At 66.3% G+C, this 20,526-nt stretch carries 23 protein-coding genes; 18 read left to right on the top strand and 5 right to left on the bottom strand.

The features are described 5' to 3' along the window. Positions 1-5 precede the first annotated feature (5 nt). The 5 genes from gshA to ptsP all read left to right on the top strand — a co-directional run bounded on the left by gshA (position 6) and on the right by ptsP (position 5,303). A complete protein-coding gene (gene gshA / locus DIE15_RS21175; RefSeq protein ID WP_011353295.1) occupies positions 6-1,295 on the top strand; it encodes a glutamate--cysteine ligase in 1,290 nt (429 codons plus the stop codon). Positions 1,296-1,320: 25 nt separating this feature from the next. Further along, positions 1,321-2,277 (top strand): glutathione synthase, encoded by a 957-nt coding sequence (gshB, locus tag DIE15_RS21170; protein ID WP_124834265.1) that lies wholly within the window; start codon positions 1,321-1,323, stop codon positions 2,275-2,277. Positions 2,278-2,507: 230 nt separating this feature from the next. Further along, positions 2,508-2,978: a PTS sugar transporter subunit IIA gene (locus DIE15_RS21165; RefSeq protein WP_057926476.1), complete on the top strand. Its 471-nt coding sequence runs from the start codon at positions 2,508-2,510 to the stop codon at positions 2,976-2,978. Between the two features lie 74 nt (positions 2,979-3,052). Continuing rightward, on the top strand, positions 3,053-3,322 hold the full coding sequence (locus DIE15_RS21160; protein WP_057926477.1) for an HPr family phosphocarrier protein: 270 nt from the start codon (positions 3,053-3,055) through the stop codon (positions 3,320-3,322). A 208-nt stretch (positions 3,323-3,530) separates the two neighbouring features. Then, entirely contained in the window at positions 3,531-5,303 is a 1,773-nt protein-coding gene (ptsP, locus tag DIE15_RS21155) for a phosphoenolpyruvate--protein phosphotransferase (RefSeq protein WP_057926668.1), read from the top strand. A 102-nt stretch (positions 5,304-5,405) separates the two neighbouring features. Here ptsP and DIE15_RS21150 read toward each other — a convergent pair whose 3' ends face one another. The 3 genes from DIE15_RS21150 to gpmA form a co-directional block, all read right to left on the bottom strand. Further along, on the bottom strand, positions 5,406-6,158 hold the full coding sequence (locus DIE15_RS21150; protein WP_124834264.1) for a HesA/MoeB/ThiF family protein: 753 nt from the start codon (positions 6,156-6,158) through the stop codon (positions 5,406-5,408). A gap of 105 nt (positions 6,159-6,263) precedes the next feature. Then, positions 6,264-7,805 carry a S41 family peptidase gene (locus DIE15_RS21145; protein WP_057926479.1) on the bottom strand — a complete coding sequence of 514 codons (1,542 nt, stop codon included), beginning with the start codon at positions 7,803-7,805 and terminating at the stop codon, positions 6,264-6,266. 251 nt (positions 7,806-8,056) lie between these two features. Beyond that, positions 8,057-8,803, bottom strand: coding sequence for a 2,3-diphosphoglycerate-dependent phosphoglycerate mutase (gpmA, locus tag DIE15_RS21140; RefSeq protein WP_057926480.1), 747 nt, complete (start codon positions 8,801-8,803; stop codon positions 8,057-8,059). 134 nt (positions 8,804-8,937) lie between these two features. On the opposite strand from gpmA, the gene DIE15_RS21135 reads away from it, so the two are divergent. From DIE15_RS21135 to DIE15_RS21115, 5 genes are all read left to right on the top strand, one after another. Beyond that, complete coding sequence (locus DIE15_RS21135; RefSeq protein ID WP_057926481.1) at positions 8,938-9,360, top strand: rhodanese-like domain-containing protein; 423 nt, start codon at positions 8,938-8,940, stop codon at positions 9,358-9,360. Further along, positions 9,357-9,617, top strand: coding sequence for a glutaredoxin 3 (grxC, locus tag DIE15_RS21130; protein WP_057926482.1), 261 nt, complete (start codon positions 9,357-9,359; stop codon positions 9,615-9,617). Before DIE15_RS21135 ends, grxC begins: the two co-directional genes overlap by 4 nt. A gap of 107 nt (positions 9,618-9,724) precedes the next feature. After that, the gene (secB, locus tag DIE15_RS21125) at positions 9,725-10,204 is read left to right on the top strand and encodes a protein-export chaperone SecB (RefSeq protein ID WP_011658008.1); all 480 of its coding nucleotides are present in this window, start codon (positions 9,725-9,727) and stop codon (positions 10,202-10,204) included. A gap of 26 nt (positions 10,205-10,230) precedes the next feature. Continuing rightward, complete coding sequence (locus tag DIE15_RS21120) at positions 10,231-11,229, top strand: NAD(P)H-dependent glycerol-3-phosphate dehydrogenase (RefSeq protein WP_057926483.1); 999 nt, start codon at positions 10,231-10,233, stop codon at positions 11,227-11,229. Between the two features lie 115 nt (positions 11,230-11,344). Next, positions 11,345-11,869 (top strand): O-acetyl-ADP-ribose deacetylase, encoded by a 525-nt coding sequence (locus DIE15_RS21115; RefSeq protein WP_057926484.1) that lies wholly within the window; start codon positions 11,345-11,347, stop codon positions 11,867-11,869. Between the two features lie 44 nt (positions 11,870-11,913). Here DIE15_RS21115 and trmL read toward each other — a convergent pair whose 3' ends face one another. Continuing rightward, a complete protein-coding gene (gene trmL / locus DIE15_RS21110; RefSeq protein WP_057926485.1) occupies positions 11,914-12,384 on the bottom strand; it encodes a tRNA (uridine(34)/cytosine(34)/5-carboxymethylaminomethyluridine(34)-2'-O)-methyltransferase TrmL in 471 nt (156 codons plus the stop codon). Between the two features lie 103 nt (positions 12,385-12,487). Then, a complete protein-coding gene (locus DIE15_RS21105; protein ID WP_124834263.1) occupies positions 12,488-13,300 on the bottom strand; it encodes a ComF family protein in 813 nt (270 codons plus the stop codon). An 83-nt stretch (positions 13,301-13,383) separates the two neighbouring features. Here DIE15_RS21105 and DIE15_RS21100 point away from each other — a divergent pair, with 83 nt between their 5' ends. The 8 genes from DIE15_RS21100 (at position 13,384) to DIE15_RS21070 (ending at position 20,434) form a co-directional block, all read left to right on the top strand. Continuing rightward, positions 13,384-14,349: a methyltransferase domain-containing protein gene (locus DIE15_RS21100; protein WP_057926487.1), complete on the top strand. Its 966-nt coding sequence runs from the start codon at positions 13,384-13,386 to the stop codon at positions 14,347-14,349. Positions 14,350-14,544: 195 nt separating this feature from the next. Continuing rightward, positions 14,545-15,069: a DUF2244 domain-containing protein gene (locus DIE15_RS21095; protein ID WP_057926488.1), complete on the top strand. Its 525-nt coding sequence runs from the start codon at positions 14,545-14,547 to the stop codon at positions 15,067-15,069. 56 nt (positions 15,070-15,125) lie between these two features. After that, complete coding sequence (coxB, locus tag DIE15_RS21090) at positions 15,126-16,700, top strand: cytochrome c oxidase subunit II (RefSeq protein WP_124834262.1); 1,575 nt, start codon at positions 15,126-15,128, stop codon at positions 16,698-16,700. Positions 16,701-16,743: 43 nt separating this feature from the next. Further along, entirely contained in the window at positions 16,744-18,351 is a 1,608-nt protein-coding gene (gene ctaD / locus DIE15_RS21085) for a cytochrome c oxidase subunit I (RefSeq protein ID WP_057926490.1), read from the top strand. Positions 18,352-18,442: 91 nt separating this feature from the next. Then, the gene (locus DIE15_RS37075; protein WP_006760728.1) at positions 18,443-18,583 is read left to right on the top strand and encodes a cytochrome oxidase small assembly protein; all 141 of its coding nucleotides are present in this window, start codon (positions 18,443-18,445) and stop codon (positions 18,581-18,583) included. A gap of 35 nt (positions 18,584-18,618) precedes the next feature. Further along, positions 18,619-19,221: a cytochrome c oxidase assembly protein gene (locus DIE15_RS21080; RefSeq protein ID WP_124834261.1), complete on the top strand. Its 603-nt coding sequence runs from the start codon at positions 18,619-18,621 to the stop codon at positions 19,219-19,221. 16 nt (positions 19,222-19,237) lie between these two features. Then, positions 19,238-19,438, top strand: a complete 201-nt coding sequence (locus tag DIE15_RS21075; RefSeq protein WP_057926492.1) for a DUF2970 domain-containing protein — start codon at positions 19,238-19,240, stop codon at positions 19,436-19,438. A 138-nt stretch (positions 19,439-19,576) separates the two neighbouring features. Next, positions 19,577-20,434 carry a cytochrome c oxidase subunit 3 gene (locus tag DIE15_RS21070; protein ID WP_057926493.1) on the top strand — a complete coding sequence of 286 codons (858 nt, stop codon included), beginning with the start codon at positions 19,577-19,579 and terminating at the stop codon, positions 20,432-20,434. The last annotated feature ends 92 nt before the right edge of the window (positions 20,435-20,526 follow it).

Below are 20,526 nucleotides of genomic sequence, written 5' to 3'. Positions count from 1 at the left end.
GATTCATGGTTCCCCACCTCGTTACCGCGTTGAACGGTCCGCTGCTCGAGCTCGAGCAGAAGATCCTCGACGCGACGCCTGCGATCGAACGCTGGTTCAGGCTCGAATGGCAGGAACACACCCCGCCGTTCTATTGTTCGGTGGACCTGCGCAACGCCGGCTTCAAGCTGGCGCCCGTCGACGCGAACCTGTTCCCCGGCGCATTCAATAATCTGCCGTCCGAAGTGCTGCCGCTCGCCGTCCAGGCCGCGATGGCCGCGATCGAGAAGATCTGCCCGGACGCGAAGAACCTGCTCGTGATTCCCGAGCTGCCGACCCGCAACGCGTTCTACCTGGAAAACGTCGCGCGGCTCGCGACGATTATGCGCCAGGCCGGCCTGAACGTGCGCTTCGGCTCGCTCGATCCGAGCATCACCGACATGACGCCGATCACGCTGGCCGACGGCCAGAAGATCGTGCTCGAGCCGCTCGAGCGTTCGCAGCGCCGCCTTGGCCTGAAGAATTTCGATCCGTGCTCGATCCTGCTGAACAACGACCTGTCGGCCGGGATTCCCGCCGTGCTGGAAAACCTGCACGAGCAATACCTGCTGCCGCCGCTGCATGCGGGCTGGGCCGTGCGCCGCAAGTCGACGCACTTCTCGTGCTACGACGACGTCGCGAAGAAGTTCGCGAAGATGGTCGGCGTCGATCCGTGGATGGTGAATCCGTATTTCGCGCACGTCGAAGGCGTCGACTGGCAGGCGCATGAAGGCGAGCAGGCGCTCGCCGACGCGATCGACGGCGTGCTGAAGAAGATCGCGCGCAAGTATCGCGAATACGGGATCAGCGAAAAGCCGTACGTCGTCGTGAAGGCCGATGCGGGCACCGCCGGGCGCGGCGTGATGACCGTGCACGACGCGGCCGAGATCGGCCGCATGTCGAAGGCCGAGCGCGCGCAGATGGCCGAGTCGAAGGCCGGGCTCGCGGTGCGCGACGTGATCGTGCAGGAAGGCGTCTATACGTTCGAGCGCGTCGGCGACGAAGTCGCGGAACCCGTCGTGTACATGATCGACCGCTACGTGGTTGGCGGCTTCTACCGCACGCACGCCGGCCGCGAGCGCGACCAGAACCTGAACGCGCCCGGCATGCATTACGTGCCGCTCGGCTTCGAGCACACCGCGCTGCCGGATGCCGGCGCCAAGCCGGGTGCCGCGCCGCCGAACCGTTTCTACATGTACGGCGTCGTCGCGCGCCTGTCGCTGATCGCGTCGTCGATCGAACTGGAAAAGACCGATCCCGAAGCCATCCAGGTGTAACGGCTTCGCTACGTACAGGACCCGCATGGACATTCTCTTTATCGCCGATCCGCTCGAGCGCTTCAAGATCTACAAGGATTCGACCTACGCGATGATGGCGGAGGCCGCGCGGCGCGGGCATGCGGTGTACGCGTGCCAGCCGCACCAGCTCGCGTGGACGGGCTCGGGCGTCGAGGCGGACGTGCAGCGCGTGACGATCGTCGGCGACACGGCCGACCTGCATCGTCATCCGTGGTACGAGACGGCCGCGCACGAATCCCGTCGGCTGACGTCGTTCGGCGCGGTGCTGATGCGCAAGGATCCGCCGTTCGACATGGAGTACGTGACGGCCACCTGGATGCTCGAGCTTGCCGAGCGTGCGGGCGCACGCGTGTTCAACAAGCCGCAGTCGATCCGCGATCACTCGGAGAAGCTGGCGATCGGCGAGTTTCCGCAGTTCGTCGCACCGACGCTTGTCACGCGCGACGCCGCGCGCTTGCGGGCGTTCCATGCCGAGCATGGCGACGTGATCGTGAAGCCGCTCGACGGCATGGGCGGGATGGGCGTGTTCCGCGTGAAGGCCGACGGAATGAACCTCGGCGCGATCATCGAGATGCTGGGCCATGACGGCACGCGCTCGCTGATGATCCAGAAGTTCATTCCCGAGATCAAGGCGGGCGACAAGCGCATTCTGCTGATCGCGGGCGAGCCGGTGCCGTATTCGCTCGCGCGGATTCCGCAGGGCAGCGAAGTGCGCGGCAATCTCGCGGCGGGCGGGCTCGGCGTCGCGCAGCCGCTGACGCCGCGCGATCGCGAGATCGCCGAGACGCTCGGGCCGGTGCTCGCCGCGCGCGGGCTGCTGCTGGTCGGGCTCGACGCGATCGGCGACTGGCTGACCGAGGTGAACGTGACGAGCCCGACATGCTTCCGCGAAATCATGGAGCAGACGGGTTTCGACGTCGCCGCAATGTTCATCGACGCGCTGGAGCGGGCGGCCGCGTAGCCCGCTCCAGCGCAATCCCGGCGGCGGCCGCGCAGGTCCCCCGTCGCCGGAGCGGTTCGACCGGCCTGCTACAATGCCCGCTTGCCCGGTGCCGCGACCAGCGCGCCGAAGGCCCGGCGGTCGGGCCGAAACTGTTGCAAGGCTGAACATGGAACGTTTCCCACACTCGCTACGCTCATTGCCCCGCCGCGGGGTGTCGGCCCGCCAAGGGCGGCCGGGAGCGATCTGACATGGCCGGGATCCTGATCATCGCGCACGCCCCGCTCGCCACCGCGCTGCGGGACTGCATCGCGCACATCTATGGCGGCGTGCCCGCGCGCATCGGCTGTATCGACGTGATGGCGGACAGCGATCCGACCCAGGTGATGGCGTTCGCGCATGCGGAACTCGCACGGCTCAGGGAAGAGAACGGCGTCGTCGTGCTGACCGACATGTACGGCGCGACGCCCGCGAACATCGCGGGCCAGCTCGCGAAGCTCGACAACGTGCGCGTGCTGGCGGGCGTGAACCTGCCGATGCTGGTGCGGGCCGTCTGCTACCGTACCGTGCCGCTCGACAAGCTCGTCGACAAGGCGCTGTCCGGCGGCGCGAAGGGCGTCCACGAAGTGGCGGCCGGTACGCCGCCGCCGCCTACCGAAGTCGGCTGCGGCCAATGCGCGCCGATTCCGCCCGAGCCGCAACCGCGCACCGAATCGCACTGACCGTCCCGTTTTCCGTTTTAGACCGACCCGCCGACGCCCGTCGTCGACAGCCGCGACCGACCCGACCGAGAATCATGCTTCTACAAGAAACCACTATCGTCAACAAATTGGGGCTCCATGCACGCGCATCGGCCAAGCTTACGCAGCTGGCGGGCAACTTCCAGTCGGAAGTGTGGATGACGCGCAACGGGCGCAAGATCAACGCGAAAAGCATCATGGGTGTGATGATGCTCGCGGCGGGCATTGGCAGCACGGTGACGATCGAGACCGAAGGTCCCGACGAGCGCGAAGCGATGGACGCGTTGCTCAAGCTGATCGCTGACAAGTTCGGCGAAGGTCAGTGATCCGCGCACTGCGCACAGGATCATTGCCGTTTCCAGTCAGAATGCCGCGGATTCCGCGGCATTTTTTTCGCCTGCAGCATTGATGCAGAACGTGCAATGCTGCGCTGCACGCAGTCAGCACGGAGGCGCGGAATTTATAATCACTAACCGGGGTCATAAGCGCATCGCAGCAGTGTGCCGCGGCTTTACATGTACAGAGGAGGTGCGCGTGTCCTTCACGCTGCATGGTATTCCCGTCTCACGTGGTATCGCGATCGGGCGAGCGTATCTGATCGCGCCGGCGGCGCTCGACGTCGCCCATTACCTGGTCGAGGCAAACCAGATCGATGCCGAGGTCGAGCGTTTCAGCACGGCGCGCGAGGTCGTGGGTCGCGAACTCGAGGCGCTGCGCGCCGACCTGACCGCCGATACCCCGAGCGAGGTCGGTGCATTCATCGACGTCCACGCGATGATCCTGAACGACGAGATGCTCGTGCAGGAAACCATCGACCTGATCCGCACGCGCCGCTACAACGTCGAATGGGCGCTGACCGAGCAGCTCGAGCTGCTCACGCGCCACTTCGACGACATCGAGGACGAATACCTGCGCGAGCGCAAGGCCGACATCGAACAGGTGGTCGAGCGCGTGCTGAAGGCGCTTGCCGGTGCGCCGTCCGCCTCGCAGGCGCTCGATCGCGCGGCCGCGAACGGCACGAACGAGATGATCGTCGTCGCGCACGACATCGCGCCGGCCGACATGATGCAGTTCAAGTCGCAGTCGTTCCAGGCGTTCGTCACCGATCTCGGCGGCCGCACGTCGCACACGGCGATCGTCGCGCGCAGCCTCGGCATTCCGGCCGCGGTCGGCGTTCAGCATGCGAGCGCGCTGATCCGCCAGAACGACCTGATCATCGTCGACGGCGACCAGGGGATCGTGATCGTCGATCCGGCGCCGATCGTGCTCGAGGAATATTCGTACCGCCAGTCCGAGAAGCTGCTCGAGCAGCGCAAGCTGCAGCGCCTGAAATTTTCGCCGACGCAAACCCTGTGCGGCACCAAGATCGAGCTGTACGCGAACATCGAGCTGCCCGACGACGCGAAAGCGGCGGTCGAGGCCGGCGCGGTCGGTGTCGGGCTGTTCCGCTCCGAGTTCCTGTTCATGCATCAGAAGGAGATGCCGGAAGAGGAGGAGCAGTTCGCCGCGTACAAGCGCGCGGTCGAGTGGATGAAGGGCATGCCGGTGACGATTCGCACGATCGACGTCGGCGCGGACAAGCCGCTCGAGGCGCTCGACGAAGGCTATGAAACGGCGCCGAACCCGGCGCTCGGCCTGCGCGCGATCCGCTGGAGCCTGTCCGAACCGCAGATGTTCCTGACGCAGCTGCGCGCGATCCTGCGCGCATCCGCGTTCGGGCAGGTGAAGATCCTGATCCCGATGCTCGCGCACGCGCAGGAGATCGACCAGACGCTCGACCTGATTCGCGAGGCGAAGCGCCAGCTCGACGATGCGGGGCTCGCGTACGATCCGAACGTACGCATCGGTGCGATGATCGAGATCCCGGCCGCGGCGATCGCGCTGCCGCTGTTCCTGAAGCGCTTCGACTTCCTGTCGATCGGCACGAACGACCTGATCCAGTACACGCTCGCGATCGACCGCGCCGACAACGCGGTCGCGCACCTGTACGACCCGCTGCATCCGGCGGTGCTGCATCTGATCGCCTATACGCTGCGCGAAGCGAAGCGTGCGGGCGTGTCGGTATCGGTGTGCGGGGAGATGGCGGGCGATCCGGCGCTCACGCGGCTGTTGCTAGGGATGGGGCTCACCGAGTTCTCGATGCACCCGAGCCAGTTGCTGGTCGTGAAGCAGGAGATCCTGCGTGCGCACCTGAAGGCGCTCGAGAAGCCGACGGCCGACGTGCTGGCCGCGTTCGAGCCGGAGGAAGTGCAGGCGGCGCTCAAGCGCCTGTCGGTCGCCGAACCGCGCGCGGACGCGGCCGCCTAGGCGGCGTGGGTTGCGCCGCGGAATCGTCGCGAGCGCCGCAAACGTAGAAAAACATAGCGAAACGTCATGCATGCGCCGTTCGGCGCATGCATCCAGCGCGCGTCAGTGCCGGCCCTGGCACACCGGGCAGTCGGCCTGGCGCGCGATCTTCATCGTCGTCCATTCCATCCGCAGCGAGTCGAGCATCATCAGCCGGCCGTTGAGCGTCGTGCCGATCGCACCGATCACGCGCAGCGCTTCGGCGGCCTGCATCGCGCCGATGATGCCGACCGTCGGCGCGAATACGCCCATCGTCGCGCACGCGACTTCCTCGAACGGCTGGTCTTCCGGGAACACGCATGCGTAGCAGGGCGCGGCCGGGTCGCGGAAGTCGAACGTGCTGATCTGGCCGTCGAAGCGCAGCGCGGCACCCGACACGAGCGGCACGCCGTGCGCGACGCACGCGCGGTTGATCGCGTGGCGCGTCGCGAAGTTGTCGGTGCAGTCGAGCACGACGCTCGCCTGCGGCACGTGCTCGTCGAGCCACGCATCGTCGACGCGCGCCGCGATCGCATGCACGGTCACTTCCGGGTTCAGTTGCGCGAGCGTATCGCGCCCCGATTCGACCTTGCTGCGGCCGACCGAGGCCGTCACATGCAGGATCTGCCGCTGCAGGTTCGTGAGGTCGACCGTATCGGCATCGACTAGCGTGATCGTGCCGACGCCGGACGCCGCGAGATACATCGCGGCCGGCGAGCCGAGGCCGCCGGCGCCGACGACGATCGCGTGCGCGTCGAGGAAGCGCTGCTGCGTCTCGATGCCGATTTCATCGACGAGGATGTGGCGGGAGTAGCGAAGGAGTTGATCGTCGTTCATGGGGAAGTCGTGGGCGAGGCGGCGGACGTAGCGTTATTTTAGGCGCGCATGAAAAACGGGCCATCGCGGTCTTCCCGCGATGGCCCGTCGGATGCCGGCCGGCGCTTATTGCGGTGCCGACGCGGGCTTCGGTGCGGCCGCCTTCGCGCCCGACGCCTTCACGGCGGACGCGGCCTTGCCGGCAGGGCTCTTCGCCGTGCTCTCGGCGAGCAGCGACTTCGATTGCTGCACCGGCTTGCCTTCGAGCTTGTTGAGCGCCTGCTGCATCATGAAGTCGTCGGCGCTGCCGAACTCGATCGGCTTGCGATCGCGGTCCTTCTGGCGTTGCTCCGGCGTCTTCTTGTCGTTCTGCTCTTCGAGGACGCGCAGCTGGTCCATGCGGCGCTGCTCGCGCTCTTCCTGTTCCTTCTTCTCGTTCGGATCCTGCGTGTTCGCGAGGTGATTCGTGTAGTCGACCTCTCGCGTCACGAGCACGTCGTCCGGATCGCCGTCCGCGTACTGGTCGACCGGCACGTCTGGCGTGATGCCCTTGTTCTGGATCGAACGGCCGCTCGGCGTGTAGTAGTAGGCGGTCGTCAGGCGCAGCGCGGTGTCGGCCGTCATCGGACGAACCGTCTGCACCGAGCCCTTGCCGAACGTCGTCTTGCCCATGATCAGCGCGCGCTTCGAATCCTGCAGGGCGCCGGCGACGATTTCCGACGCGGATGCCGAGTATGCGTTCGTCAGCACGATCATCGGCACGGTCTTGAAGACCGGCGGCAGGTTCTTCAGCGGATCGCCGTCGAAGGACGGCAGACGGTAGTTGTCGTAGGTGTCGCGGTAGACCTGCTTCGAATCCGGGATCTGGCCGTTGGTCGACACGACGACGGAGTCGGGCGGCAGGAACGCGCCGGCGACGCCGACCGCGCTCTGCAGCAGGCCGCCACCGTTGTTGCGCAGGTCGACGATCAGGCCCTTCAGGTTCGGCTGCTGACGTGCGATGTCCTGCAGCTTCGCGGCGAGATCGGGTGTCGTGCGCTCCTGGAAGCTCGTGATCCGGATGTACGCGTAACCCGGGTCGAGCATCTTCATCTTCACGCTCTGGACCTTGATGATCGCGCGCGTAACCGTGACCGGGAACGTGCGGTCGTCGCTCTTGCGGAAGATCGTCAGCGTGACCTTGGTGCCCGGCTCGCCGCGCATCTGCTTGACGGCCTTGTCGAGCGTCATGCCGCGCACCGGCTTGTCGTTGATGCGCGTGATCAGGTCGCCCGGACGGATGCCGGCGCGGAACGCGGGGGTATCTTCGATCGGCGAGATCACCTTGACGAGGCCGTCTTCCTGCGAAATCTCGATGCCGAGGCCCGCGAAGCGACCCTTGGTCTGCTCCTGCAGCTCGTCATAATCGGTCTTGTCCAGGAACGACGAATGCGGGTCGAGGCTCGACACCATGCCCTTGATCGCCGCCGTCAGCAGCTTCTTGTCGTCGACCGGCTCGACATACTCGCGCTTGATCTGGCCGAACACTTCCGCGAACAGGCGGAGCTGGTCGAGGGGAAGCGGCGCCGTGGCGGTCTGCTCGGCCGACGCCGAAATCTGCAGCGTGGCGAATACGCCCGTGGCGAGGCCCGCGGCAATCAGGCCGATGTTCTTCAATTTCATTCGCATAGAGAGTCTGGTGCGGTCGGGAAGCGCGTGGCGGTAGCGGGGATGTAGCGGACAAGTATAACTGTTCGTCCGATTACCCAGTGGAACGGTGCGAAACGGCGCCGAGGTCCCGGGCCCAGGCGGGGTGCCGCCGGACGCGCTGCGGATTCGAAAGCGGGTTCGACAGCACCGGGGCCGCGAAGGTTCGCGCCGCGCGCCATGGCGGGCCGGGCAGGCCGCACACGGCGCGGCCTGCCCGGCGTGGCGGGGTGTCAGCCCGCCTTGCCCTGCTTCGCGACGGCGGCCTGCGCCTTCGCGATCGCGTCCTGGTCGCCCAGGTAGTAGTGCGTGATCGGCTTCAGGTTCTCGTCGAGTTCATACACGAGCGGCACGCCGTTCGGGATGTTCAGGCCGACGATGTCGCTGTCCGAGATGCCGTCGAGGTACTTGATCAGCGCGCGCAGCGAGTTGCCGTGCGCGGCGATCAGCACCTGCTTGCCCGCACGGACGGCCGGCGCGATCGATTCGTTCCACAGCGGCAGCACGCGCGCGACCGTGTCCTTCAGGCACTCGGTGAGCGGCAGTTGCTCGTGCGGCACCTTCGCGTAGCGCGGATCGTTGAACGGCGCGCGTTCGTCGGTCGGTTCGAGCGCGGGCGGCGGCGTGTCGTAGCTGCGGCGCCACACGAGCACCTGGTCGTCGCCGAACTTCGCGGCCGTTTCCGCCTTGTTCAGGCCCGACAGTGCGCCGTAGTGGCGCTCGTTCAGGCGCCACGAGTGGACGACCGGCAGGTACATCAGGTCCATCTTGTCCTGCACGTGCCACAGCGTGCGGATCGCGCGCTTGAGCACCGATGTATACGCGATGTCGAACGTGTAGCCGGCCTCCTTGAGCAATTCGCCGGCCTGGTAGGCTTCGTTGCGACCCTGTTCGGTCAGGTCGACGTCGACCCAGCCGGTGAAGCGGTTTTCCTTGTTCCACGTCGATTCGCCGTGGCGGATGAGAACGAGTTTGTACATGGATCTTGCGGTCGGTAGTGAAGGAAGCGGGGCGCGTCGCGCGGTACCCGGTTCGGGTCCGCCATCGCGCAAGACGGTTATTTTATAATGGCAAGATTGTCCTTTTCCGATTTCTCTTTTTCCGGCGACATTCCGTGACGTTCTTTACCAATTACACGAATCTGGCCCTTATCGCGATCCTGCTGGTTTCCGGCGGCCTGCTCGCATGGCCGGCCCTGCGCCGCGGCCGTGGCGGCCTGTCGGCCGCAGAGGCGACGCAGCTCATCAATCGCCGCAACGCGGTCGTGATCGACGTGCGTGCCGCGTCCGACTTCGCTGCCGGCCACCTGCCGTCGGCACGCCAGGTCGCCGCCGGCGAGATCGGCGCGAAAATTGCGCAGGTCGCGAAAAACAAGAGCACCCCCGTGCTGCTCGTCTGCCAGAACGGCCAGCAGTCGCAGAAGGCGGCGCGCGAGGTCGAGGCCGCGGGCTATGCCGAGGTACACGTGCTGGAGGGCGGCGTCGCCGCCTGGCAGCAGGCCGGGATGCCGGTCGTCAAACAAGGAGTGGCGAAGTGAGCAAGGTTTTGATGTACAGCACGCAGGTGTGTCCGTATTGCATCCAGGCCGAGCGCCTGCTGAAGCTGCGCGGCGTCGAGCAGATCGAAAAGGTGCTGATCGATCGCGATCCGACGCGCCGCGAGGAAATGATGTCGCGCACGGGCCGTCGCACGGTGCCGCAGATCTATATCGGCGACACGCATGTCGGCGGTTACGACGATCTGTCGAAGCTCGACCGTGAAGGCGGGCTCTTGCCGCTTCTGCAAGCGGCCTGATTAGGGCAGAATGGCCGCCGGCCGCGCCGCGGCTTGGGCGCGCAGGATTCAACCGCGGCGGCCGGCGTGAAGCCGGGCCGCCCCGTCACCACTATTAGGGAAACACCATGTCCGACGTCGAAAACCAACCGTTCTTCAACATCCAGCGCGTCTACCTGAAGGATATGTCGCTCGAGCAGCCGAATTCGCCGGCGATCTTCCTCGAGCAGGACATGCCGTCGGTTGAAGTCGAAGTCGACGTGAAGGCCGAGCGCCTGGCGGAAAGCGTGTTCGAAGTCGTCGTGTCGGGTACCGTCACCGCGAAGGTGAAGGACAAGGTCGCGTTCCTGATCGAAGCGAAGCAGGCCGGCATTTTCGACATTCGCAACATTCCCGACGAACAGCTCGACCCGCTCGTCGGCATCGCTTGCCCGACGATCCTGTTCCCGTACCTGCGCTCGAACATCGCCGACGCGATCACGCGCGCGGGCTTCCCGCCGATCCACCTGGCGGAAATCAACTTCCAGGCGCTGTACGAGCAACGTCTCGCGCAGCTTCAGCAGCAGGCCGGTGCAGCAGGCGCGCCGAACGGCACGACGCTGAACTGACGTTTCACTCCGGACCGGTGCTGGGTATGAAAGTAGCCGTTCTCGGCGCCGGTGCCTGGGGCACCGCGCTCGCGGGCCATCTGGCCGCGCGGCACGATACGCTTCTCTGGGCGCGCGACGCCGCGCTGATCGCCGGGCTGCAGGCCCGGCACGAAAATTCCCGCTATCTGGACGGCATCGCGCTGCCCGATGCGCTGCGCTACGACGCCGATCTCGGCGCCGCGCTCGCGCACGGCGCCGCGGACGACGCGCTGTGCGTGATCGCCGCGCCCGTGGCCGGCCTGCGCACGCTGTTCGGCGCGATGCGCGACGCGGGCTGCGTGCCCGCGCATGTCGTGTGGGTCTGCAAGGGCTTCGAGGCCGACACGCATCTGCTGCCGCACCAGGTCATCGCGGCCGAGTTGCCGGGGCAGCACAGCAACGGCGTGCTGTCGGGGCCGAGCTTCGCCCGCGAGGTCGGGCTCGGCCTGCCCGTCGCGCTGACGGTCGCGAGCACGTCCGCCGAATGCCGCGAGCGCACGCTCGCCGCGTTCCATCACGGCGCGATGCGGATCTATACGGGCGACGACGTGGTCGGCGTCGAGGTTGGCGGCGCGGTGAAGAACGTGCTGGCGATCGCGACCGGCATCGCCGACGGCCTCGGACTCGGGCTGAACGCGCGCGCCGCGCTGGTCACGCGCGGCCTTGCCGAAATGTCGCGTCTCGGCGTCGCGCTCGGCGGCCGCGCCGAAACCTTCACGGGCCTCACGGGCCTCGGCGACCTGATTCTCACCGCGACGGGCGACCTGTCGCGCAACCGCACGGTCGGTCTGCAACTGGCGGCCGGCCGCTCGCTGAACGACATCCTCGGTGCGCTCGGCCATGTGGCCGAAGGCGTGCGCTGCGCGCAGGCCGTGCTCGCGCTCGCGCGCGCGCAATCGATCGAAATGCCGATCACCGAAGCCGTATGCGGCGTGCTGTTCGACAGCGTCGCACCGCGCGATGCGGTCAGCGGCCTGTTGCGGCGCGACGCACGCGCCGAATAACCTCGAATGACACCGGCGAATCACGCCGATTTTTGCGGCCAGGCGCGCTCGCGCAAAGCGGGCGGCGCCAAAGCGCACTACGCTTAAACAGTCTCCGGCGTTTCGGGAGGGTGCCATGCTGCAGATCGGTTCCACCACGTTCGACGCGCAACTCGTCGACATCACGACGCTCGACGTCGACGCGATCGTTAACGCCGCGAACGGTTCGCTGCTCGGCGGCGGCGGTGTCGACGGCGCGATCCATCGCGCGGCCGGCCCGGGCCTGCTGGCCGAGTGCCGCACGCTCGGCGGCTGCGAGACCGGCGACGCGAAGCTCACGCGCGGCCACGGGCTGCCGGCGCGGTACGTGATCCATGCGGTCGGCCCGGTGTGGTACGGCGGCGGGCGCGGCGAGGCCGATCTGCTGGCGGCATGCTATCGGCGCGCGATCGAGCTGGCCGAAGAGGTTGCGGCGACATCGATCGCATTTCCGGCGATCAGTTGCGGCGTGTACCGCTATCCGGCCGGCGAGGCCGTCGACATCGCGGTTGGCACGGTTGCCGAAATGCTGCCGCAGGCGCCGAACCTCGCACGCGTGGTGTTCGCGTGCTTTTCATCCGATATATACGACCTGTATCGCGCGCGGCTCGCGCGCGTCTAGCGCGTCTAGTGCCCCGGCCGCGCGGCGCGAACCGGGCGTGCGCGTCAGGCACCGCCTTCGAAGCCGGCCTGGCGCCACGCCTCGAACACGACCACGGCCACCGTGTTCGACAGGTTCAGGCTGCGGTTGCCCGGCCGCATCGGCAGGCGCACGCGCTGTTCGTTCGGGAAGCGCTCGAGCAGTTCGGCCGGCAGGCCGCGCGTTTCCGAGCCGAACACGAACCAGTCGCCCGGCACGAACGCGTGGTCGTGGAAACGGCCCGAGCCGCGAGTGGTGAACGCGAACATTCGCGCGGGATCGGGCGCTTCGGCCGCGACGAACGCGTCCCAGTCGCGGTGCACGCGCATTTGCGCGTACTCGTGATAGTCGAGGCCCGCGCGGCGCATCTTCGCGTCGTCGAGCGGAAAACCGAGCGGCTCGATCAGGTGCAGGCGCGCACCGGTATTGGCGCACAGGCGGATCACGTTGCCGGTGTTCGGCGGAATTTCGGGAGCGACGAGAACGACGTTGAACATGATTGGGTCTGGCTGGGCTGGCCGGGTGGAGCAACGTGCACTCGTTCCCGGCCGGCCGGTTCGTGACGGCCGCCGCATGCGGGCGGCCGGCCTCTCTATCTAATTAATCCCTGGCGGTGCGCAGCGCAACCAGATTCGTCACGCGTGCGGCGCCCGCCGCCTTCAATGCCTGCGCGGCGGCCGCGAGCGTCGCACCGGACGTCATCACGTCGTCGACGAGCGCCACGTGGCGGCCGGCGAGACCACTCGCCACCGCGAATGCCGCGATCACGTTGTCGCGCCGCGCGCGCCGGTCGAGCCGCGACTGCGGTGCGGTTTCGGCCACGCGCGTGAGCAGTGCCGCATCGGCGCGCACGCCGAGCCGGCGCGCGAGCGGACGCGCGATCGCCCACGCCTGGTTGTAGCCGCGCGCGACGAGCCGCCCGTGCGACAGCGGCACCGGCGCGATCACGTCGAAGCAGCCCGGCTCGCGCAGCGCGTCCGTGTCGTCGATCCGCTGCGCGAGCCGGGCCGCGAATTCCGCGCCGAGCGCGAGTCGCGCATGAAACTTCAGGCCGCGCGCGAGCGCGTCGAGCGGCGCGCGGTAATCGGCGAGCGCGAGCGTCGCGTCGAACGGCGGCGGCGTTGCGCGGCATGCATCACACCGGTAAGCGGACGCGGTGCCTGCGCCACCATGCCGGCGGCGGGCTCCGCGCGAATGCGGCCGCCCGACGCCCAGCGGCACCGCGCAGACATCGCAGCGCAGCCGTGCTTCATTCCAGTACGCGGCATCGCAGGCGCTGCAAATCACCGTGTGTGACAAATTGCCGCACAGTGCGCACCGATTCGGCAACGCGAGCGCGACGACGCGCACGGCCAGCGCGCGAACCTGCGACAAAACGACGCGCATCGGGCGCGGGGCGAAACGGCGATCCATCGCGAACACTCCTGGCGGCTCCGTCTCGCTGAAGGCTGCGAGGCGAGCGAGTATACTTCGGGCTCTTCGCCAGTGTGCCCGACATGTCCCCAGCTTCGACTCAAACCGGCCGTCCGGCCAATGACGCCCGGCGTTTGCGGCGGATCTTCGATCGCCGTGCCGCCGCGTTCGACGCGGTCGCGTTCCTGCCGCGCGAGATCGCGCAGCGGATGAACGAGCGCCTCGAGTACATCAAGGTGAGCCCCGCGGCCGTGCTCGATGCGGGCTGCGGCGCGGGCGACGACCTGCCGGCGCTGCGCGCGCGCTTTCCCGAAGCTCCGGTGTTCGGCGTCGACCTGTCCGGCGCGATGCTCGCGCGGGCGGGGCAGCGCGAGGTCGAGCAGACGAACTGGCGCCGCTGGCTGCCCGCGTCGCTCGGCCGGGCGCTGGGCCAGCGCGGCCCGCGTGTCGCGCAGGCCGACTTCTCGGTGCTGCCGTTCGCGGCCGGCGCGTTCGACCTGATCTGGTCGAATCTCGCGCTGCACTGGCACTCGCGTCCCGATGCGGTCTTCCCCGAATGGCAGCGCGTGCTGCGCGTGAACGGCCTGCTGATGTTCAGCACGCTGGGCCCCGACACGCTGCGCGAGCTGCGCGCGGCCTGCGCGGACGCCGAAGCGGCGCTCGGCATTGCGCCGTCCGCGGCGCGCGTGATCGATTTCGTCGACATGCACGACCTCGGCGACATGCTGGTCGAGAGCGGCTTCGAGATTCCGGTGATGGACCAGGAAGTGCTCACCGTCACGTACAAGACCCCCGATTCCCTGCTGGCCGACGTGCGCCGCTGGGGCGCCTATCCGTTCGACCGCGCGGCGCCGCAGCGCGCGACGCGGCGCTTTCGCGCGGCGCTTGACGACGCGCTGGAAGCGCGCCGGCGCGCGGACGGCACGATTGCGCTGACGTTCGAGGTGATTTACGGCCACGCGTGGAAGGCCGTGCCGCGCACGACCGCCGAGGGGCATGGGATCGTGCGTATCGAAGATATCGGAAAGGGGCGTCCGAAGAATCGGTAAAGCGGTAAAGAGGGGTTTTGTTATGTCTGAAATTAGCGGCGCGAAGCAGGGTCGAATTGACGCCGAAAACGGCGGGGAAGCTTGTGGCGCTTGGCTTGCGGGCCGATAGCCGCTTGCTTGTGGATGCCATTGAACCCGCCTATAATGCGTCAGCTTGTCGTCCCTGGGTCCCCGCAATACGGGGCGACGAGTCCGATGCAGGCATGCATCGCATGCCATTCGCGTGAGGCGGCGATGGAAGCAGCGAGGGTTTCGGCGGAGGCGACGAACAGCGAACCGGTTCTCGCAGACTGGCTCATGAAGCGCAACTGTTCGGTGTCGCCGCGCCAGTTCATGCTGTTTTACGCGTCGCTCGCGAGCTTCTCGCTGGTGATCGCGGCATTGCTGATGTGGCGGGGGGCTTGGCTCGTCATGCCCTTCACCGGAATCGAATTGCTGGCGGTAGGTGTCGCGTTCGCGATCTATGCGCGCCATGCGGTCGATTACGAGCGCATCAGGCTGTTTCCGCACCGGCTCGTGATCGAGCGAATGGATGCGGAGCGGTTCACGCAGATCGAATTCAACCCGCGTTGGGTGCGGGTCGAGCCGGGTGCGACGCCACGCGATCCGATTCGACTGGTATCGCGCGGGCAGACCGTCGTAATCGGGCAGCATCTCGCGCAGTACAAGCGTGCGCAGTTCGCCGACGAACTGCGCGTGTCGCTCAGGCGCTGCGGCTGACGAGGCGCGGGCACCGGCCGGAACAGGCCGGCGGCTTGCGACGGGGGAGGGTTTGAATGGAAATTTTGGGTAAGGATGCTATGAAAACAATCAAGCGAGCCCTCACGGGCGTGCTGGCATGCAGCGGATTGCTCTTTGCCGGCGCTGCTCTGGCGGTCGGTGATAGCCCGGGCGGCCCCCGCGTCAACGAGATCAACTTTCAGCCGCCGGTCACGAAGATCGCCGAGGAGCTCTACGATCTCCACACGATGATGCTGATCCTGTGTACGGTGATCTTCGTCGGCGTGTTCGGCGTGATGTTCTATTCGATCTTCGCGCACCGTAAATCCAAAGGCCACAAGGCCGCCAATTTCCATGAAAGCACGACCGTCGAAATCATCTGGACGATCGTGCCGTTCATCATCGTCGTGCTGATGGCGCTGCCGGCCACGAAGGCCGTCGTCGCAATGAAGGACACGACCAACGCCGATCTCACGATCAAGGTCACCGGCTACCAGTGGAAGTGGGGCTACGACTACGTGAAGGGCCCGGGCGAGGGCATCAGCTTCCTGTCGACGCTCAGCACCCCGCGTGACGAAGTGATGGGCAAGAAGCCGATCACCGAGACGTACCTGCAGGAAGTCGACAACCCGCTCGTCGTGCCGGTCAACAAGAAGATCCGCATCATCACGACCGCGAACGACGTCGTTCACTCGTGGTACGTGCCCGCGTTCGGCGTGAAGCAGGATGCGATCCCCGGCTTCGTGCGCGATACGTGGTTCAAGGCCGACAAGGTCGGTACGTTCCGCGGCTTCTGTACTGAACTGTGCGGCAAGGAACACGCGTTCATGCCGGTCGTGGTCGTCGTGCTGTCGGAGGACGACTACGCGAAGTGGGTGACCGCGCAGAAGGCCAAGCTGGCCAGCGCATCGGTCGATCCGAACAAGGTTTACACGATGGCCGAACTCGTCGCGCACGGCGAGGAAGTCTACAAGGCGAATTGCGCGGCCTGCCACCAGGTGAACGGCAAGGGCCTCGGCGCATTCCCGGCGATGGACGGCAGCCAGATCGTGAACGGCCCGATCGCCGGCCACGTCGAGCGCGTGCTGCACGGCAAGGGTGCCATGCCGTCGTGGGCGTCGCTGTCGGACCTCGACATCGCATCGGTCATCACGTACGAGCGCAACTCGTGGGGCAACCACAAGAACGATCTGCTGCAGCCGAAGCAAGTGGCTGACGCACGCAACGGCAAGATGCCGGAAGACGCGGCAGGCGCAGCGGCACCGGCGCAAGCCGCGTCGGGCGCAGCCGAGCAGCCGGCGGCAGCGTCGGCAGCGGCAGCGCTGTCGACGATCTATTTCGAAACGGGCAAGAGCGTGCTGCCGGCGGACGCGAAAGCGGCGATCGCAGCGGCAGCCGACTATGCGAAGGCACATCCGGACGCGAAGCTCGCGCTGTCGGGTTTCACCGACAAGACGGGCTCGGCCGACGCGAACGCAGAACTCGCCAAGCATCGTGCACAAGCCGTGCGCGACGCACTGAAGGCAGCAGGCGTGGCGGAAGACCACATTATTCTCAAAAAGCCGGAAACGATCACGGGCGGGGCTGACGCGAAGGAAGCCCGGCGGGTCGAGATCGGGCCGGCGGCTTGACGTGTCGCTGAGTTAGTCGACGTATTCGCATTAGGAGATTCTCATGTCTAGCATCGGGCACGACGTAGTCGCGGACCACGCGCACGACGACCACGCGCACGAAACACCGCATGGCTGGCGGCGCTGGCTGTTCGCCACCAACCACAAGGACATCGGTACGCTGTACCTGCTGTTCTCGTTCATCATGTTCCTGTCGGGCGGCGTGATGGCACTCGGCATCCGTGCCGAGCTGTTCGAGCCGGGCCTGCAGATCATGCGTCCGGAGTTCTTCAACGAACTCACGACGATGCACGGCCTGATCATGGTGTTCGGCGCGATCATGCCGGCATTCGTCGGCTTCGCGAACTGGATGATTCCGCTGCAGATCGGCGCGTCCGATATGGCATTCGCGCGGATGAACAACTTCAGCTTCTGGCTGCTGCCGGTCGCGGCCGTGCTGCTCGTCGGTTCGTTCTTCGCGCCGGGCGGCGCGACGGCCGCCGGCTGGACGCTGTACGCACCGCTGTCGACGCAGATGGGCCCGGGCATGGACTTCGCGATCTTCGCGGTCCACATCATGGGCGCATCGTCGATCATGGGCGGGATCAACATCGTCGTGACGATCCTGAACATGCGCGCACCGGGCATGACGCTGATGAAGATGCCGATGTTCGCGTGGACCTGGCTGATCACCGCGTACCTGCTGATCGCCGTGATGCCGGTTCTGGCAGGCGCGATCACGATGGTGCTGTTCGATCGCCACTTCGGCACGTCGTTCTTCAACGCGGCAGGCGGCGGCGACCCGGTGATGTACCAGCACATCTTCTGGTTCTTCGGCCACCCCGAGGTGTACATCATGATTCTGCCGGCGTTCGGGATCGTGTCGCAGGTGATCCCGGCGTTCTCGCGCAAGACGCTGTTCGGCTACAGCTCGATGGTGTACGCGACGGCTTCGATCGCGATCCTGTCGTTCATGGTCTGGGCGCACCACATGTTCGCTACGGGCATGCCGGTCACCGGTCAGCTGTTCTTCATGTACGCGACGATGCTGATCGCGGTGCCGACGGGCGTGAAGGTGTTCAACTGGCTCGCGACGATGTGGCGCGGCTCGATGACGTTCGAAACCCCGATGCTGTTCGCGATCGGCTTCCTGTTCGTGTTCACGTTCGGCGGCCTGACGGGCCTGATGCTGGCAATGGCACCGCTCGACATCCAGTACCACGGCACCTACTTCGTGGTGGCGCACTTCCATTACGTGCTGGTGGCCGGGTCCCTGTTCGCGCTGTTCGCGGGCTGGTACTACTGGGCACCGAAGTGGACGGGCTGGATGTACAACGAGACGCGCGGCAAGATCCACTTCTGGGCGTCGATGATCTTCTTCAACCTGACGTTCTTCCCGATGCACTTCGTCGGTCTCGCAGGCATGCCGCGTCGCTATGCGGACTACCCGGCGCAGTTCACGGACTTCAACCAGGTCGCGACGATCGGCGCATTCGGCTTCGGCCTCGCGCAGGTGTACTTCCTGTTCGCGGTCGCGCTGCCGGCCTACCGTGGCGGCGGCGAGCTGGAAAAGGCGTCGGACAAGCCGTGGGATGGCGCGACGGGCCTCGAGTGGACGGTGCCGAGCCCGGCTCCCTTCCACACGTTCGAGCAACCGCCGCACGTCGAATAAGTTTCATCCAGCGTTCCGCCGCTGCCTGCCGCACAGGCAGGCGCGGCGGGCGCCGAATCGAAGTTTCAGCGAAGTTTCAGCGAAGTTTCAGATGAACCGGAATCCACAAGAAAGACGAACGCCCGAGCAGATTCGCGCGGGCAACAAGCGGCTCGGCCTCATCCTGCTCGTCATCGCCGCCGTTTTTTTTGTGGGTGTCGTGATCAAGCAGTGGTGGCTGTCTACCCACTGATGCAGTAACTGACGCAGTAGCGAGGAAGTTGTCGTATGTCGAAGCCGGAAGAGGGCGCCGTCGATCGCGCGTTCAATCGTTCGATGCTGGTGAAGCTCTTCGTCGTGGCCGGACTCATGTTCGGCTTCGGCTTCGCGCTGATTCCGATGTATCGCGCGATTTGCCAGGTCACCGGCATCAACAACCTGGTGCAGCGCGATGTCAGCGAACGCGAGGCGAAGAACTCGCAGGTCGACTACAGCCGCACGGTGTCGGTCGAGTTTGATGCGAATGCGCGCGGCCCGCTCGGTTTCAAGCCGGAGCACAACAGCCTCGACGTGCATCCGGGCGAACTGACGACGATCGTGTACGACGTGACCAACGGGCAGGGCCGGCCGGTGGTGGCGCAGGCGATTCCGAGCTACGCGCCGAAGCAGGCGACGGAGTTCTTCAAGAAGATCGAGTGTTTTTGCTTCACGCAGCAGACGCTGGCCGCGAACGAGTCGCGCAAGATGCCGGTGGTGTTCGTGATCGATCCGAAGCTGCCGAAGGATGTGAAGACGATCACGTTGTCGTACACGTTCTTCGAACTGAATACGCCGGCCGAGCCGGCGCCGCGCAAGACGGCGGCGCAGGGTGCGGCGAAGCCGGACGCATGACGACGGAGACGGGGCGATGACGGAGAACAAGCGGAGCGGGACGTTCGGCCAGGCGTTGCGAGCGGTGTTGTGGTCGTTCTTCGGGGTGCGCAAGCGGCGCGACCTGGAGGCCGATGCGACGCAGCTGAATCCGCTGCACGTGCTGCTCGTCGCGTTGATCGCGGCCGGCGTGTTCATCGGCGTGCTGATCCTGATCGTGCGTGCGGTCGTGGGCTGAGGCCCGCGGCCACGAAAGAATGCAGTGCGTAGCGCCCGGGCGCTGCGTGCGGGAAAGAGCGGCGGCGGTCGCGCCGCGCAAGAAATAAAGCCGGAGCGGTTTCCGGTACACAAATTGGACTGAAGTGGAGAATCAAGCATGAGCGGTCAAAACCAGACCCCGTACTATTTCGTGCCGCATCCGTCGCAGCATCCGATCAGCGCGGCCATCGGCCTGCTGGTCATGCTCGGGTCGGTGGCGCTGTGGATCAACGGTCACGACTGGGCGCCGTTTACGGCGCTGCTCGGCCTGCTGTGGTTGCTCTTCACGCTGTATCACTGGTTCGGCGACGCGATCGCCGAGTCGGAAGGCGGTCATTACGGCAAGAACGTCGACAAGTCGTACCGCTGGAGCATGAGCTGGTTCATCTTCTCCGAAGTGATGTTCTTCGGCGCATTCTTCGGCGCGCTGTTCTATGCGCGTGAAATCGCGCTGCACCAGCTCGGCAGCCTCGACTACAAGCTGATCTGGCCGGACTTCTCCGCCGTGTGGCCGAACGAGGGCCCCGCCGCGCTCGCCGGTCACTTCAAGACGATGGGCCCGTGGCCGGTCCCGACGCTAAACACGGCGTTCCTGCTGGCATCGGGCGCGACGCTGACGGTGTCGCACCACGCGCTGCGTGACGCTCACCGCAACAAGGCGATCGCCTGGCTGGCCGCGACGCTCGTGCTCGGGATCTGCTTCCTGTTCATGCAGGGCTTCGAGTACTACCACGCATACAACGAACTGAACCTGACGCTGAACTCGGGCGTGTACGGTTCGACGTTCTTCCTGCTGACGGGCTTCCACGGCTTCCACGTGTTCCTCGGCGGCACGATGCTCGCCGTGGTGCTGGTGCGGATGATTCGCGGCCACTTCACGCCGGATCACCACTTCGCATTCGAAGGCGCCGCGTGGTACTGGCACTTCGTCGACGTCGTCTGGCTCGGCCTGTACGTCGTCGTCTACTGGCTGTAAATGGAACAACGGCCCGCGCAGCGATGCGCGGGCCGTTTTCGTTGGCGGGGACGGGGCAGCGGCTGGCTGCTTGTGCTCAACGCCAGCCCGGC

The organism is Burkholderia sp. Bp9031 (assembly GCF_003857965.1).
GTDB classification, from domain to species: domain Bacteria; phylum Pseudomonadota; class Gammaproteobacteria; order Burkholderiales; family Burkholderiaceae; genus Burkholderia; species Burkholderia ambifaria_A.
This window is presented reverse-complemented; position numbering and strand designations above follow the sequence as displayed.

What these genes read in the sequence shown, in the direction of transcription:
- DIE15_RS21165 (WP_057926476.1), top strand. Translation starts at nt 2,508, where the DNA reads ATGGCCGGGATCCTGATCATCGCGCACGCCCCGCTCGCCACCGCGCTG.
- coxB (WP_124834262.1), top strand. Translation starts at nt 15,126, where the DNA reads ATGGAAATTTTGGGTAAGGATGCTATGAAAACAATCAAGCGAGCCCTC.
- DIE15_RS21160 (WP_057926477.1), top strand. Translation starts at nt 3,053, where the DNA reads ATGCTTCTACAAGAAACCACTATCGTCAACAAATTGGGGCTCCATGCA.
- DIE15_RS21150 (WP_124834264.1), bottom strand. Translation starts at nt 6,158, where the DNA reads ATGAACGACGATCAACTCCTTCGCTACTCCCGCCACATCCTCGTCGAT.
- DIE15_RS21145 (WP_057926479.1), bottom strand. Translation starts at nt 7,805, where the DNA reads ATGCGAATGAAATTGAAGAACATCGGCCTGATTGCCGCGGGCCTCGCC.
- DIE15_RS37075 (WP_006760728.1), top strand. Translation starts at nt 18,443, where the DNA reads ATGAACCGGAATCCACAAGAAAGACGAACGCCCGAGCAGATTCGCGCG.
- DIE15_RS21095 (WP_057926488.1), top strand. Translation starts at nt 14,545, where the DNA reads ATGCAGGCATGCATCGCATGCCATTCGCGTGAGGCGGCGATGGAAGCA.
- secB (WP_011658008.1), top strand. Translation starts at nt 9,725, where the DNA reads ATGTCCGACGTCGAAAACCAACCGTTCTTCAACATCCAGCGCGTCTAC.
- DIE15_RS21100 (WP_057926487.1), top strand. Translation starts at nt 13,384, where the DNA reads ATGTCCCCAGCTTCGACTCAAACCGGCCGTCCGGCCAATGACGCCCGG.
- DIE15_RS21080 (WP_124834261.1), top strand. Translation starts at nt 18,619, where the DNA reads ATGTCGAAGCCGGAAGAGGGCGCCGTCGATCGCGCGTTCAATCGTTCG.
- ctaD (WP_057926490.1), top strand. Translation starts at nt 16,744, where the DNA reads ATGTCTAGCATCGGGCACGACGTAGTCGCGGACCACGCGCACGACGAC.
- DIE15_RS21070 (WP_057926493.1), top strand. Translation starts at nt 19,577, where the DNA reads ATGAGCGGTCAAAACCAGACCCCGTACTATTTCGTGCCGCATCCGTCG.
- DIE15_RS21115 (WP_057926484.1), top strand. Translation starts at nt 11,345, where the DNA reads ATGCTGCAGATCGGTTCCACCACGTTCGACGCGCAACTCGTCGACATC.
- DIE15_RS21075 (WP_057926492.1), top strand. Translation starts at nt 19,238, where the DNA reads ATGACGGAGAACAAGCGGAGCGGGACGTTCGGCCAGGCGTTGCGAGCG.
- gshA (WP_011353295.1), top strand. Translation starts at nt 6, where the DNA reads ATGGTTCCCCACCTCGTTACCGCGTTGAACGGTCCGCTGCTCGAGCTC.
- DIE15_RS21120 (WP_057926483.1), top strand. Translation starts at nt 10,231, where the DNA reads ATGAAAGTAGCCGTTCTCGGCGCCGGTGCCTGGGGCACCGCGCTCGCG.
- gshB (WP_124834265.1), top strand. Translation starts at nt 1,321, where the DNA reads ATGGACATTCTCTTTATCGCCGATCCGCTCGAGCGCTTCAAGATCTAC.
- gpmA (WP_057926480.1), bottom strand. Translation starts at nt 8,803, where the DNA reads ATGTACAAACTCGTTCTCATCCGCCACGGCGAATCGACGTGGAACAAG.
- DIE15_RS21105 (WP_124834263.1), bottom strand. Translation starts at nt 13,300, where the DNA reads ATGGATCGCCGTTTCGCCCCGCGCCCGATGCGCGTCGTTTTGTCGCAG.
- trmL (WP_057926485.1), bottom strand. Translation starts at nt 12,384, where the DNA reads ATGTTCAACGTCGTTCTCGTCGCTCCCGAAATTCCGCCGAACACCGGC.